General features: G+C 40.5%; 14 protein-coding genes, 2 rRNA genes and 1 riboswitch. Of the genes, 3 read left to right on the forward strand and 13 right to left on the reverse strand.

Annotated elements, in window-relative coordinates:
* Positions 1-187 precede the first annotated feature (187 nt).
* Positions 188-1093, forward strand: a complete 906-nt coding sequence (locus BK585_RS13270) for a dienelactone hydrolase family protein (protein WP_139367563.1) — start codon at positions 188-190, stop codon at positions 1091-1093.
* Positions 1094-1421: 328 nt separating this feature from the next.
* On the opposite strand, the gene BK585_RS13275 is transcribed toward BK585_RS13270, so the two are convergent.
* From BK585_RS13275 to BK585_RS13285, 3 genes are all read right to left on the reverse strand, one after another.
* A complete protein-coding gene (locus BK585_RS13275) occupies positions 1422-1865 on the reverse strand; it encodes a hypothetical protein (RefSeq protein ID WP_078553898.1) in 444 nt (147 codons plus the stop codon).
* A gap of 47 nt (positions 1866-1912) precedes the next feature.
* Positions 1913-2386, reverse strand: coding sequence for a GyrI-like domain-containing protein (locus BK585_RS13280; RefSeq protein ID WP_170885584.1), 474 nt, complete (start codon positions 2384-2386; stop codon positions 1913-1915).
* Positions 2387-2506: 120 nt separating this feature from the next.
* Positions 2507-2938, reverse strand: a complete 432-nt coding sequence (locus BK585_RS13285; RefSeq protein ID WP_078553901.1) for a VOC family protein — start codon at positions 2936-2938, stop codon at positions 2507-2509.
* A 263-nt stretch (positions 2939-3201) separates the two neighbouring features.
* Between BK585_RS13285 and BK585_RS13290 the strand changes: the two genes are divergently transcribed.
* Both BK585_RS13290 and BK585_RS13295 read left to right on the forward strand, forming a co-directional pair.
* On the forward strand, positions 3202-3996 hold the full coding sequence (locus BK585_RS13290; RefSeq protein ID WP_078553903.1) for a VOC family protein: 795 nt from the start codon (positions 3202-3204) through the stop codon (positions 3994-3996).
* A gap of 23 nt (positions 3997-4019) precedes the next feature.
* Positions 4020-4799, forward strand: coding sequence for a helix-turn-helix domain-containing protein (locus tag BK585_RS13295; RefSeq protein WP_170885585.1), 780 nt, complete (start codon positions 4020-4022; stop codon positions 4797-4799).
* A gap of 60 nt (positions 4800-4859) precedes the next feature.
* Here the strand turns inward: BK585_RS13295 and BK585_RS24055 are convergent, their stop codons facing one another.
* The 10 genes from BK585_RS24055 to BK585_RS13340 form a co-directional block, all read right to left on the reverse strand.
* Positions 4860-5036 (reverse strand): hypothetical protein, encoded by a 177-nt coding sequence (locus tag BK585_RS24055; protein ID WP_170885586.1) that lies wholly within the window; start codon positions 5034-5036, stop codon positions 4860-4862.
* A gap of 73 nt (positions 5037-5109) precedes the next feature.
* Positions 5110-5673, reverse strand: a complete 564-nt coding sequence (locus BK585_RS13300) for a pyridoxamine 5'-phosphate oxidase family protein (RefSeq protein WP_078553906.1) — start codon at positions 5671-5673, stop codon at positions 5110-5112.
* Between the two features lie 20 nt (positions 5674-5693).
* Positions 5694-6539, reverse strand: coding sequence for a gamma-glutamylcyclotransferase family protein (locus tag BK585_RS13305; RefSeq protein WP_078553908.1), 846 nt, complete (start codon positions 6537-6539; stop codon positions 5694-5696).
* 295 nt (positions 6540-6834) lie between these two features.
* Positions 6835-7401: a hypothetical protein gene (locus BK585_RS13310; RefSeq protein ID WP_078553910.1), complete on the reverse strand. Its 567-nt coding sequence runs from the start codon at positions 7399-7401 to the stop codon at positions 6835-6837.
* A 110-nt stretch (positions 7402-7511) separates the two neighbouring features.
* Positions 7512-7606, reverse strand: a riboswitch (cyclic di-GMP riboswitch).
* 255 nt (positions 7607-7861) lie between these two features.
* On the reverse strand, positions 7862-8080 hold the full coding sequence (locus BK585_RS13315) for a hypothetical protein (protein ID WP_419095542.1): 219 nt from the start codon (positions 8078-8080) through the stop codon (positions 7862-7864).
* Positions 8081-8153: 73 nt separating this feature from the next.
* The gene (locus BK585_RS13320) at positions 8154-8981 is read right to left on the reverse strand and encodes an HAD family hydrolase (RefSeq protein WP_078553911.1); all 828 of its coding nucleotides are present in this window, start codon (positions 8979-8981) and stop codon (positions 8154-8156) included.
* Between the two features lie 316 nt (positions 8982-9297).
* Positions 9298-10833: a hypothetical protein gene (locus BK585_RS13325; RefSeq protein WP_078553913.1), complete on the reverse strand. Its 1536-nt coding sequence runs from the start codon at positions 10831-10833 to the stop codon at positions 9298-9300.
* Positions 10834-11108: 275 nt separating this feature from the next.
* Positions 11109-11384, reverse strand: a complete 276-nt coding sequence (locus tag BK585_RS13330) for a hypothetical protein (protein ID WP_078553915.1) — start codon at positions 11382-11384, stop codon at positions 11109-11111.
* Between the two features lie 258 nt (positions 11385-11642).
* Positions 11643-11758 (reverse strand): 5S ribosomal RNA (gene rrf / locus BK585_RS13335).
* Positions 11759-11859: 101 nt separating this feature from the next.
* Positions 11860-14793: ribosomal RNA gene (locus BK585_RS13340) — 23S ribosomal RNA — on the reverse strand.
* Between the last annotated feature and the right edge of the window lie 29 nt (positions 14794-14822).

A 14822-nucleotide genomic window follows, 5' to 3' on the forward strand; every position in this document is an offset into this window, starting at 1 on the left:
AGACACCCCAACCCACAGGTTTCACTTGGTTTATAATACTTTTTTCACAAAACTATTATACTATTATTTTTTTCGACAATCTATGCTAATTTCCAATTTTATTTTAATCATACCTAACTTCTTATATGAAATGAGAAGATTAGGATGATATACTATTGAAAAATCTGTATTAATGGAGTGGGTGCGGATGAAAAAACAAAAAGAAATACGAAAACAACTCTTTAACCTATTAGGCGAAACCCCAGCACCTATAAAGGTTTCAGGGCAAACGATAAGTACCATACAAACCGATGATTATATTATCGAAACGTTGAGTCTTGATTTAAATGGCATCGAAGACGTTCCTGCTTATTTTGTTCGCCCAACTAACGCAACTGGAAAAACGCCGGCTGTTTTATTTGCTCATTCTCATGGCGGGTATTATCACGTAGGGAAAAATGAATTAACTGAGGGAAATGAGTATTTACAAAACCCATCTTATGCGAAAGAACTTTCGAAACTTGGGTATTCAGCCCTATGCATCGATATGTGGGCGTTTGGGGAAAGACGAGGTCGTACAGAACGGGAAATTTACAATGAAATGCTCTGGTCAGGTCAAGTGATGTGGGGGATGATGATTTTTGACCAACTTCAAGCGCTTGATTACCTATGCTCACGCCCAGATGTCGACGAAACGAGAATCGCTAGTCTTGGTATGTCTATGGGAGGAACGATGTCATGGTGGCTAGCAGCTCTTGATGAACGGATTAAAGTCTGTATAGATATATGTAGCCTATGTGATTACGAGAGTCTCATTGAAACACGTGGACTTGATTTACATTCTCAATATTACTATGTCCCTAAGTTGTTGCAACATTTCACAACGGCGAAAATTAACCGATTAATCTCACCTCGTCCTCATTTAAGTCTAGCAGGCATATATGACCCACTAACCCCAAGAAAGGGGTTAGATATCATCGACCAAGAACTAAAGCGAGAATATGCCGAGGCCGGTTCATCTGAGGCATGGAAGCTATTACGCTACCCTATCGAACATTTTGAAACAGCAGCGATGAGAAAAGAAGCTCTCTCGTTTCTAACAACCAACTTATAAGAGGAGTCGCTACATCTCTTTTCCCTTTCACAAAAGCGAGAATCTGTTGTGTGTTCAAAGCCTCTACTCTGAATTGTTCAAAACCTAAAAAGTGACTTCCATCATATTAGAAGTCACTTCATACTACCCAAAATTCACTCAAAACTCATAATTCCTTACCATTTCATCAATGACTTCTAACCTATATCTCTCTATATTTTCATTTTATTTTTAGTTCCATACAAATCCTCTAACACTGGGATGAGTCCAATTGACATTGCCCTCTCATCGTAAGTAGGAGCTTCAAAATCATAGAAGTAAAAGTCAATGTTGATATCTAAAGCAGTCATTAGTTTACAATAATCTCCGGGGGAGAGTGTTTTATCTGTCCTATATCTTCCTCAGTAAGTTCTTGAACAACTCTCCTTTCAAAAGGTACATTATATTTATCTTGGGCCACATCCATCCACACTTCGTGATATTTCATTCGAAGTATACTTTCTTCAAGAATAGTGTTACTATCTATGCTATCTTCTGTCACCGTCCTATGGATTAAGTAAGTTCGAACAAACCAATATTTTTCCTTTTCTAAGAGACCTAATTTGTTTGCCTCCTCTACTGCATCCTCGATATCCATAGGTTGTATGTCTCTGTCACCATGAAGCTCTAGCATTTCTAACATTCTTTCCTTTAGCTGTTGCTGTTCTGGATTCAAAGGAACTTCTTGCTGACATCCGACTATGGCGAATAGGAAACCAAAAAAGATTAGAATAGGTATTATTTTACGAAACACGAGATTCTCTCCCCACTAGCTTATAAGAATGAGGTATCATCCTTTGTCTAAAGTTTTTGCGTAACAGGTATATAAATATCAATGTGACTATTTTGATTTTCAAGTGTCTCAATATCATCCCAATATTCAATATCAAAGGGTCTTAGTGAATATTGATTAATAAGGTCATATGTTTTACCAATTGCTGATTCTGGTCCCTTATGGACAAAATTCGCATAACGTCCTGCAGGAACAATATGTCCCATCATCCCATCCGGTATTTCTTCCAATGATTTTACTTCTATACCAACAATATGTTCATACGGCACATCAGGTGTCCATTCACCTTTAGCAGGATAAATTTGTATTAAATAGATTCCCTCTCTCCTCTTATTCTTCACTTCATGTTTTCTTTTTGTCAGCTCTTCTCGTAACATTCTCACTGTTTTATGTTCCAACACACTATTAAGACTCTCGATGATAGAAAAACCAATTACCTTTATTTCCTCTTTTTCACAAATATCCTTTGGTACGATTGTCATCCTCTTCCGCTCCTTTTTCATGTAATACATAACTTACTCGCTTCCTTCTTGCCTTTTGGTTTAAAGACTATACAAGAAGGAAACGTATGTAATTCCCGAAACACGAAATGCCCCTTCTCTTTAAAATGAAATCATTGCTCCTCTTTCATCAAACACTGACGAAGGATTCCATGCGACTTCCCACAAGTTGTTTTCTGGGTCAGCAAAATACGCAGTTCTTCCACCCCAAAACGCATCACTTGGTTCTCTTAAAATGGTTCCACCTATCTTCTTGATTTCTGCGATTGTCCGGTCTACTTCTTCTGGTGAATCTACATTTATCGCAAGCGTCACACCACGGTAAGATTCTACGTTTTGAGTGATTTCTATGCCAGCATCCTCTGCTAATTGTTGTATTGGAAAGAGTGTCACGATAACTCCAGCAGTTTTAAAAGCCGCATAGTTATCCGAACTAAATTCAGTTTGTTCCCATCCTAAGTCGTGATAAAACTGTCGTAATTTCTGTAAATCATACGCTCCTATCGTTACTAAACTGACTCGTTGTGGTACCATTTTTTATTCCTCCATTCATTTTTAGCGGATTGTTTCATTAAACTAGTAACACCTAAAAACACTTCCATATATTACTATGTTAACTTACCATAAGAGTTTTTAAAAGAGCCTCAAAGGTAAGTTATTCCATAAAAAAAAGGGAATTTGAGAGATTTATAGAATATAATTTGGAAATATTATATAAAATTTTACAATTCTCTATTGACCTTAAAGTTACTTCAAGGTGTACGCTTTAGTTGTAGTAAACAAAAAGGAGGATTTATATGGTAAAAACAAAACTTATTTTTGATGGTGGATTTATTATGATACCAAGTGAACAATTTCAAGAGGGAGTTGAATGGTATCGTAAGCATATGGGCTGGGAATTAATAGACACCGTTCTAACACCAATTGGTGCGAAAGCCTTTTTCAAACTACCAGGTGGAGGGCAAGCAAATCTAAAGTCCTTTGAGTTAGACCATGAACATTTTACACCTGAAGAATACAATGAGGGACATTCTCGTTTCTGTTTTTCTACGGATAGTTTAGAGAAAGCCAAAGACTATTTCTCTGAGCATGAGATTCCTTTCTCTGAGACATTTACGTTGCCAGATGGACAGATGGCGATTGATATCAAAGCATATGCAAATGTTCGCCTTACACTTTGTCAGGAGCTGGAGAGTAACGATACATACCCTGAGAGTCGGGTAGCTACTTATAGTAAGACTCCGATTTGGTATGGTGTTCGTAACCTACAGGAAGCAACAGCCTGGTATACAGAGCACCTTGGATTAACAGTAGCCCAAACGGATTATACGAACAAAGGCTTCGTATTATTAGGGGATAAAGATGGCCATCATATATGGTTGCAACAGCTTTCTGCAAATGACCCTATGCCTAAAGCAAATCCAGGTGCTAGAGCTTACTTTTTTATAGAAAACCGAAATGAATTCATTGAATCACAGAAAAGTCTACGTACACAAGGAATTTATGCATCCGAACCCGTAGGAGAACGTTGGATGGGCTATCATTTTTATGACCCCGATGGGAACCGTATCAACGTCTGGAACTTTTATTAATACAAAGAATAGTGAGGTTAATGATGGAGCGTACAATGACAATACAAGCATTTTCTGAAAACACAGGTTTACCCGCTAGTACGCTCCGATACTATGAAAAAGAGGGGCTTCTTCAGCCATTTGAACGAGGTTTAAATGGGTATCGCCAGTATAGTGAAGAACAAATCCCTTTAGCTCTTACCATTCACTCCTTACGGCTTGCAGGGGTTAACATGAAAGACATAAAGTCCTATCTTCATTCAAGTGAAATGGATAAACTATCATGGGTCCAAAAGTGGAGCAAAGACCTTGAAGCAACGATCTCCACTTTGCAAATTGCCCGTCAATACTTACAAGGGATTAAAGCTGATGACCAATCCATTCGACTCATCAAATGGGATAAACCAGTCCCGATGATTTGGTTTCCTTTCAAGGTCCCAAGGCAAATACAGCCGTATACTTCAATGATAATCGAAAAAAATCATGAACTCGAACAGCTATATAACTGTCTTTTTCATGAGGTTTTTATAAAAACAGAGAAAGTAGAAAATCAATGGTTACTTGGTGAAATTGGATTCCGCTTCCCTAAAACGATTAGTTTAAAAAATATAGAAGAAAACGTAAGTAAAGATGGCCGATTAGAATCAATGGAACCTACTCTTTTTGTCTCATTAGAATGTAGTGGTAATGACCCATTCATTTGCTTTAACATGATGATGACGATAAAGTCCTTTGGATTTGAACCTTGCGGAGAAAAGCTAGAAAAGTATAATCTTACGAACCTTGCATACTACCAATGGATGATTCCTGTATTGAAAAATTAAATATCGTTATTTCTAAAATAAAGGGTGGCTATAGCGTAGAAAACTATAGACACCCTTATATTACTCGCCCTTTAAATGTTTGTCGCGACCTGTTGCTCCCACGTTCGATTGGGTAGTTCTCGTATTTAGTGCATCTTCTGAGTTTTCATCCTCATGTTTATCTTTTCCCCCAGCAAGATAGGGAGAACGATGCTTTTGCTGTGTTTTTGAGAACTCTTCAAAATTTTGGTTGACCATAATGATTCCCTCCTTATTCCTCTACTGTATTTTTCATTAAAAGGGAATGGTTTATACATGGTAAGAAACCAATTTATTCATTGCCTAAACGTTCACCTATCGGGGTAATGATTCCGTCCATACTACGTGAATTCTTTTCTTTACGGTATTGCTCTAATTGTGGTTCACTTTTATTACACGTCCACTTTTTTAAGGTATCTCTTTCACCTTCATAAGTATAAAAAGGAACGCTAAAGCCACAGGATGATTTTACTTTATCAAGTTTCGCATAAATGATTTGACGAGCCCCTGGAAGGATTTCAAAATGTGGCGACAGTTCATCCCATTTCTCGGTATCAGGCAATACAACTTCACCTTGTCCGTACAAACGTAAAATCATAGGAGGACCTTCAAATGCGGTAAACATAATTGTAATTCTCCCATTCTCCAAGATATGAGCACTCGTTTCGTTTCCGCTCCCCGTCACATCTAAATAGGCTACTTCATTTGGTGATATCACCCGAAACACATCATATCCCTTTGGTGATAAATTCACATGTCCGTCCTCTGCTAATGGTGCTGACGCAACAAAGAATAGTTTTTGCTTTTTGATAAATTCAATGTGGCTGATTGACAATTCAAGAAATTCTTTCCCCATACCATCTTCGCCTCCATAGCTTACCTTAATTTATTTATATGTTTTTTTACTTTTTCGATATAACCGTCTGAGAGAAATCCAGTCCCACCTCGAATGATTTCTTCTGAATAATGGTCAGGCGGTGCTGTTTCATCCTGCTTTTTTGCAACGACAAACGTAAGTACATTCTCGACCCATTTGCCCTTAACCTGTACACGGATAAAAGCCGGCCGATAGGAAAAAGGTACACCTTCTCTTCGGTACAAATAGTCTTTTAAGGCGGCTACTGGAATGTCATACAGTTTCCCTTCAACAACTCCACCTTCTTCTACTATATCCGCTCTTCCCATTCGGTCAAGGGACGATTGTATTGAAAAGCGTAGGGTATATTGAGGCAATATCGCGACACCAACAAACTTCTGAAAATAATGGTCAACGCCATGCTCAATAAATCGAGCGTTATCCATACAACTCCCGTAAGCAAAATAAAGAACATTTTTTTGCCCATTTAGTACAAGGTATTCCTTCCAATCTCCACTATGTATTTCATCACGTAATAAAGCTTCATTCCCTGCTATGTATATAAGGGCATTTACTTCACCCGTATCCGTAAAAATTGGTTGTTGCACACGGTCATAAAGGTTATCGGATCCACCTTCTTTATAATCCTCTAACCGGTCAATAGCAGCTAATTCAGTGTCATTTACTTCATATAATTCTCCATACACAAAGCTGTCTTTTGCAGGTTTCACCGCCGGGTAACCAAATCCAGTATCATACAATTTACCCTTCGTCCAACTCTGCTCAGCCACTCTTGTTGCATTCCTTAAGAAGTGGTCGTTTCTTTCCCCTTTACGCAACGTTCCGTACACAAATATATATGTCATCAAGACGTCACTCCCTTACTTCATCTGTTAACAATTATTGTATCATAAAAAAAAAGCGATTTTGGAGGGCACTGCAAAGTTAGATTTAACTTCAATGCCCTCCAAAGTCGCTCTTTTGTAGCTATAAACAATCTATAATCCATATTTTCATGTTACTTTCCTATCCCTTTCTCTAACTAGTCCTTTTTTAAGGTCTTGGATAAAAGCAGATTGAAAGCTTTCATTTGCATTTGTCTTCAGTCTAAGAAATTCCTATTATTTTTATCTTCTGCTCGAATTACTCTACCTGAACCATCTAGTTACTAAACTCTTCCTCGTATCCGTAAATTACATTGTTAAAAAAGACAAATTTGCTTCCTTCTTCTCTGTAACTGTCATGCTGGACCACTTTATTTCCCTCTGCATAGAATTGTACTACCCACGCCCATGGTTCGATCGTCCCATTATCAAACGATTCTGCTACAACAACATAATCCTTATAATAGGTCCCATAACGTTGCTCTAATTCGAACAAATAAAAATCTGTTAGTTCGCTAATATCAACAATATCTAACGGGATGGAATACTCACCATTTTCTAAGAAATGTTCAGCTAGAAGTTCCATTTCTTCTTCTACAGAGTACGGACTCCGAACTAAGAAATCCACGGTTAATTCCTCAAAAGAATCGATGTCACCGTTCATGGCAGTTTCATACATCGTTAAGATCGTTTCAAGTGCATCCTCATTTATTGACTGTTCCATGGTGACACCTTCTACTACCTGAGGAAGAGGCTGTTCAACTCCTACTTTGTCTTCCTTTACAAAACAAGCTGTTAGTGAGGCTATTAAAACCAACATGACATAAAACAAACCATCTTTCATAGCTAGTTCTCCATTCTGATTATTGTCTTGTTCTACCTTGGGTCGACTTGAAAACTAGAAAATGCCCAACTCTTATATAAAAGTTGGGCAGAAGTATCGTTAGAATCTCGATATGCAACCCGACTATCATAGTTTCTATACGTACTGAAACCTTAGACTCGTGGCTTTGCGTCCCTGTTTTTCAACAAGTTTGCCCAATATGTAGTTAAGAATATATTACTACAACTTTATTACTATTTCATTGCTTTTATATAGGAAATATTTGGTTTTTTAAAAAAGAAGGTGAGACAAAAGGTTAAAAAACGAGGGCACTGAAAAGTTATGTTTTAACTTCAGTGCCCTCTTAGCAATGTGCGTAACCGTTGAATATTTTAAAAGCCTGATACCAGTGGAGCCATTGCCCCCATAATTAAGGCATTGGAAAAGTTGGTTTGTACTTTTTCTATGCCTTCAAAAAACCTTAAATCCTAGCCTCTATTGTATCTATGATTTTTCTTTTCGTCTCTTCTAATCTCTCTATTTCTTTTTCCTCAATGTTGATTTCTCCGTCTACTGAAAAAAACTCTGCAAAGTTTTGTCCATTATACCTCGGTATTACGTGCATATGAAAATGTGTTAATTCATCAAATACACCACCGTTTTGACATATCGTAACTCCGTCTGGAACAAACATGTTCATCTTCAAATACCACATGCGCAACTTCTTCGTGTTTTGCTAACATACAACCTAAGCATTTCATATTCGTTTCACCTTATATTCTAGAATTATAGATTTCTCTTATCGATGGAATCACCGTTAAATTCGAATGCTCTTGTTCCTTCATACTACTATGAATGTAAACTCCATTCATTCCTAACGTTAAAGCAGGTGCAATTTCGTTGATAAAATTATCACCAATGGAAACGGCTTCGTGCGCTTCAAGCTTATATTGTTGTAGTAATTCTTGAAACAGTCCTTTCGTAAAACTTGGCTTTTTCGCTGAGGAAATAATATGGTCAAAGACATCATCAAGCGCCAACTCTCGCAATAACCTTCCTACATCCTCTCGGTCACTATTTGTCATAAGAACGATTTGTTTTGTTGTTTTTAACGATAACAGCCATTCTCGTAATCCAGGAATTTTTTCTAGATTAAATTGATCAGAAACCATATATTCCTTTGTCGCTAAATAACTGCTATAGCAATCCTTTACCCCATAATGTGTAGCACAAACAAATGGAAGCCACCAGCCATCACCTATTGCAATAAGAGACGTAAAATCAAATACAATTGGATTTGGATACATTTCTTGTATTTTCTCTTGCTCCCAACATATCCCGTCCCATTCTTCGACTTTGGTCACCTGTAACGTTAAGGGGTCAATCGAAAAGATACAATCATGCTTGATATCGTAACCTTTACCTATCGATACTACATGGTGGCCCGCCTTCATTTTTTCATATTCCGCATAAAAATCTGTTTGATATGGATCAGACACAAGTTTTTTTAGTTTACTAGCATAATAATCAAAATGATCAGTTCCTTCGTATAGCGTTCCATCTAAATCAAAGATAAATAATTGATTGGCCTCGACATTCATGAATAACTCCCATCCTCTATTTGTAAATTAGATTTCTTACATCATAAAAGAATTTCCACTATATGTAAACTATTCCAAAAAAGTAAAGTTTATTAATCTACTTATTGTGCATACGTCAATATAGTAATCGATACCTTCAGTACCATGATAAGAAACCGAATAGTATAAGAGGATGAGACATAAGGTTGTTGTTTACCTTTTGTCTCATCCTCTAAGTAGCTCTACCCGAAGCCGCTACCGCGTAGCGAGCGAAGCCAGTGCTTTTCTTTGAATTAACCTCAACTTTTTTACAGTGTACTCGCAAAACGTTCTTACTTTATACAAATAATGCTGCAATGATACCAACTAACCCAATAAACCCTAATACATATGCAGGTTTTACTGGCATGTCTCCGCCATTTTCCATCGCTCTACCAAACATAAAGAACACTAAAGGATGTACAAGAAATGGCATTGAAAAAATAAACGGAATTAAAAGCATGGCTTCTGATCCAAACATCCCTTCTTGAATCGCAGCAAACAAGCCAAAGTGAGAAATCGCTGATGCTTGTGCCATCGCAGCATATTCCATACTCAAATTACTCAATGAAAGGAATGCGAGTCCACCAAAGACAGCACAAATTTGCCAACCAAACGAAAACTGCATAAGAGCCGTCACTTCGTTTCTGTCTTCCCCGTTAGCTCTACGCAAATTACGTAAAGACAGGATTGTCAAACCGACACCAATAGCCACTAATAGCAATGAAGGAAAAATCCAAAGTTCACCACGCTCAGCACTAACTGCTAAGACGGAAAAGACAAAGATATGACCGAAAAACGGGATGTTAATCATAATAGGCGCTCGAGTTGCCGCGACTTTCCCAAAATCTCCAGCTGTACATGCGCCTGTTAAACCGGAGTGCGATAGAGCACCTGCCATTCCAGGAGCTAGATTTCGTGCATTGGCTGTTCGGGCAAAAAACATCACTAATGCAATACCACCAAACATCCAGAAAAGCTGGCCGAAGAAGCCATATACTAAAACTGCATTTACACCAGGTATTGCAAAGGCTTCTCCAATCCGTGACCCACCAATTAAAAAGTTAGCCGCAAGCACAATTGGAATACCTGCAAACAAGAGCGCACGTAGTGTCGGTCCAAATGTCCATTTATAAAAACAAGCCCCTAGACCTGCTGCGATTAACATCGCAAAAAAGATTTGTGGCAATGCAATAAGGGGTGCCACCGTTTTAGATATATAATAGGAACCAAGAAGTATTCCAATTAAACTAACCATTTCTAATAAACCCTTGCGAAGATATATATGTTTATTTGAGACATGTGCTTTATTATCAATTAAGATGATTGAACCCGCAATCCCAAAATAGGCAACAATCGGATAATAAGATGCAAGCATATCTCCTGACCCTGTCCCAAGAATAACTCTTACAATACCTTCAATTCCAAGTAAAAGAAATAAAGCACGCACGATAAAAAAGAACTGAGTCCGACTCGTACCTAGTATTGTTTCTTCATCGGATGGCGTTACCATATCATCTACCTCAAGTGACTTTTTCGCTAAAATCTTACGAAGCTCCTGACCACCTACAAAGAATGATGCCGTAAGAGCTATAATCGTTGTTTTTGCCATTAAGTCAATAAAAGGAAAATTCTTCAATCCTGGTGTAGATGCCCCACTTATCTCAAGAATGTACCCCATCCCTAATCCGAAAAGAACAATAATTAAAATCGGTGAATATCTAGTTCCAGCAACAACCGTTCTAGATATTAAAACAATCGGTATAAGAAAAAGTAAAATAGTCCAAAACTGATTGAGAACTTGTAAATTTGTAATTTGATCAATGACTTCCATAGCTATCCCTCTTTTATAATCCGTGATAAGTGTTGTAGTTTAGTGTTACCACCCTGTTTTCTCTCTACTCACCTTTATTTAAATATTCTTCCTCTAATTCCACACCTAATTTATATCTCTTCACTCTCCTTTATGTTAGTATAATTTTTTTTGCTAAAATCTTCTATATAAAAGAAACCATAAATTCAAACACTTTGTGTACAAATCCCTTTACATTTTACCTAGAAAACAATAAAGCAGGACCCCAGTAGGCTCCTGCTTTACGATGTTTTTCTTTATACTCGTTGGTATAAAAAAGACGCATCACTATGAATCCAATTCATAATATCTTTATTGTTATTTATTTGCTTGAGGCTATTGCCATTAATCCATTGACCATTTTGGTTCACATAAAATGTACCATTGGCAGGATTAAGTTCAATTATGATATTTTTTCGTCGTTGTCTTGACCTAACGTATTCAATATTGAATACTTGATTGTTCTTAATTGGTTTCACCTCATAATCTGGATGATTTTCAAAATAAGTAAGGAGTGAATGCAATTCAATCATTCGATCACCTCATTCATAATGGATATGTGCATTATCATTCTATGGTCATATTGTTAATACATGTTGAAATTTACAACCGAAATGAAAACGGTTTCAATGTATATTTCGACGAGTTTCCAATATTTCCTTTTTTTAATTATATAATAGTAAAGTTTTCTAAAAATGGTGCTTATCCCTAAGCATTATTCCGAATTACCCTTTCATTACCCTTTTTCTGTAAAACAAAAAAGCACACCTCAATTGAAGTGTACTTCACTTGCCTAGCAACGTCCTACTCTCACAGGGGGAAGCCCCCAACTACCATCGGCGCTAAAGAGCTTAACTTCCGTGTTCGGCATGGGAACGGGTGTGGCCTCTTTGCTATCGTCACTTGACTAGTTCCGATTTGGTGTAACCAAATCATGATTGAGCTGAACCATTTTTGATTCTCTCAAAACTAGATAGTATGCATTGTAGTCAATCTTCGTCTTATTTATAGGATAAGTCCTCGACCGATTAGTATCTCTCAGCTCCACGTGTCGCCACGCTTCCACCCGAGACCTATCAACCTCATCATCTCTAAGGGGTCTTACTGGATTAACTCCATGGGAAATCTCATCTTGAGGGGGGCTTCACGCTTAGATGCTTTCAGCGCTTATCCCGTCCACACGTAGCTACCCAGCTATGCTCCTGGCGGAACAACTGGTACACCAGCGGTGTGTCCATCCCGGTCCTCTCGTACTAAGGACAGCTCCTCTCAAATTTCCTGCGCCCGCGACGGATAGGGACCGAACTGTCTCACGACGTTCTGAACCCAGCTCGCGTACCGCTTTAATGGGCGAACAGCCCAACCCTTGGGACCTACTTCAGCCCCAGGATGCGATGAGCCGACATCGAGGTGCCAAACCTCCCCGTCGATGTGGACTCTTGGGGGAGATAAGCCTGTTATCCCCAGGGTAGCTTTTATCCGTTGAGCGATGGCCCTTCCATGCGGAACCACCGGATCACTAAGCCCGACTTTCGTCCCTGCTCGACTTGTAGGTCTCGCAGTCAAGCTCCCTTATGCCTTTGCACTCTTCGAATGATTTCCAACCATTCTGAGGGAACCTTTGGGCGCCTCCGTTACTGTTTAGGAGGCGACCGCCCCAGTCAAACTGCCCACCTGACACTGTCCCTGAACCGGATCACGGCTCGAGGTTAGAATTTCAGTACAGTCAGGGTAGTATCCCACCGACGCCTCCACCGAAGCTAGCGCTCCGGCTTCCAAGGCTCCTACCTATCCTGTACAAACTGTACCAAAATCCAATATCAAGCTACAGTAAAGCTCCATGGGGTCTTTCCGTCCTGTCGCGGGTAACCTGCATCTTCACAGGTAATATAATTTCACCGGGTCTCTCGTTGAGACAGTATCCAAATCGTTACACCATTCGTGCGGGTCGGAACTTACCCGACAAGGAATTTCGCTACCTTAGGACCGTTATAGTTACGGCCGCCGTTTACTGGGGCTTCAATTCAGAGCTTCGCCTTGCGGCTAACCCCTCCTCTTAACCTTCCAGCACCGGGCAGGTGTCAGCCCCTATACTTCGCCTTACGGCTTCGCAGAGACCTGTGTTTTTGCTAAACAGTCGCTTGGATCTTTTCACTGCGGCTCTCTCGGGCTTGCACCCTATCAGAGCACCCCTTCTCCCGAAGTTACGGGGTCATTTTGCCGAGTTCCTTAACGAGAGTTCTCCCGAGCGTCTTAGAATTCTCTTCTCGCCTACCTGTGTCGGTTTACGGTACGGGCACCTCTCACCTCGCTAGAGGCTTTTCTTGGCAGTGTAGGATCAGGAACTTCGGTACTTAATTTCCCTCGCTATCACAGCTCAGCCTTTATGGTGAACGGATTTGCCTATTCACCAGCCTAACTGCTTAGACGCACATATCCATCAGTGCGCTTACCCTACCTTACTGCGTCCCCCCATTACTCAAACGGTGAGGAGGTGGTACAGGAATTTCAACCTGTTGTCCATCGCCTACGCCTTTCGGCCTCGGCTTAGGTCCCGACTTACCCTGAGCGGACGAGCCTTCCTCAGGAAACCTTGGGCTTTCGACGGAGGGGATTCTCACCCCTCTTTTCGCTACTCATACCGGCATTCTCACTTCTACGCGCTCCACCAGTCCTCTCGGTCTGACTTCGCTGCACGCAGAACGCTCCCCTACCACTGTCCGTTAGGAAAATCCATAGCTTCGGTGATACGTTTAGCCCCGGTACATTTTCGGCGCAGAGTCACTCGACCAGTGAGCTATTACGCACTCTTTAAATGGTGGCTGCTTCTAAGCCAACATCCTGGTTGTCTGTGCAACTCCACATCCTTTTCCACTTAACGTATACTTTGGGACCTTAGCTGATGGTCTGGGCTGTTTCCCTCTTGACTACGGATCTTAGCACTCGCAGTCTGACTCCCGAGGATAAGTATTTGGCATTCGGAGTTTGACTGAATTCGGTAATCCTGTGGGGACCCCTAGTCCAATCAGTGCTCTACCTCCAATACTCTTCCCTCGAGGCTAGCCCTAAAGCTATTTCGGGGAGAACCAGCTATCTCCGAGTTCGATTGGCATTTCACCCCTACCCACACCTCATCCCCGCGTTTTTCAACACGCGTGGGTTCGGGCCTCCATTCAGTGTTACCTGAACTTCACCCTGGACATGGGTAGATCACACGGTTTCGGGTCTACGACCACGTACTAACTCGCCCTATTCAGACTCGCTTTCGCTACGGCTCCGCCTCATCAGCTTAACCTTGCACGTAATCGTAACTCGCCGGTTCATTCTACAAAAGGCACGCTGTCACCCATTAACGGGCTCCAACTACTTGTAGGCACACGGTTTCAGGATCTATTTCACTCCCCTCCCGGGGTGCTTTTCACCTTTCCCTCACGGTACTGGTTCACTATCGGTCACTAGGGAGTATTTAGCCTTGGGAGATGGTCCTCCCGGATTCCGACGGGGTTTCACGTGTCCCGCCGTACTCAGGATCCACTCTGGAGAGAACGAAGTTTTGACTACAGGGCTGTTACCTTCTTTGGCCAGTCTTTCCAGACCGCTTCATCTACCCCGTTCTTTTCTGACTCCGTATAGAGTGTCCTACAACCCCAAGAAGCAAGCTTCTTGGTTTGGGCTGTTTCCGTTTCGCTCGCCGCTACTCAGGAAATCGCATTTGCTTTCTCTTCCTCTGGGTACTTAGATGTTTCAGTTCCCCAGGTCTGCCTTCTCATATCCTATGTATTCAGATACGGATACCATCCCATTACGGATGGTGGGTTCCCCCATTCGGAAATCCCCGGATCAAAGCTTACTTACAGCTCCCCGAGGCATATCGGTGTTCGTCCCGTCCTTCGTCGGCTCCTAGTGCCAAGGCATTCACCGTGCGCCCTTTCTAACTTAACCTCAGCTGGTTTATAAACGGCGGATTTCTT

It is taken from the genome of Bacillus alkalicellulosilyticus, from assembly GCF_002019795.1.
GTDB classification, from domain to species: domain Bacteria; phylum Bacillota; class Bacilli; order Bacillales; family Bacillaceae_F; genus Bacillus_AO; species Bacillus_AO alkalicellulosilyticum.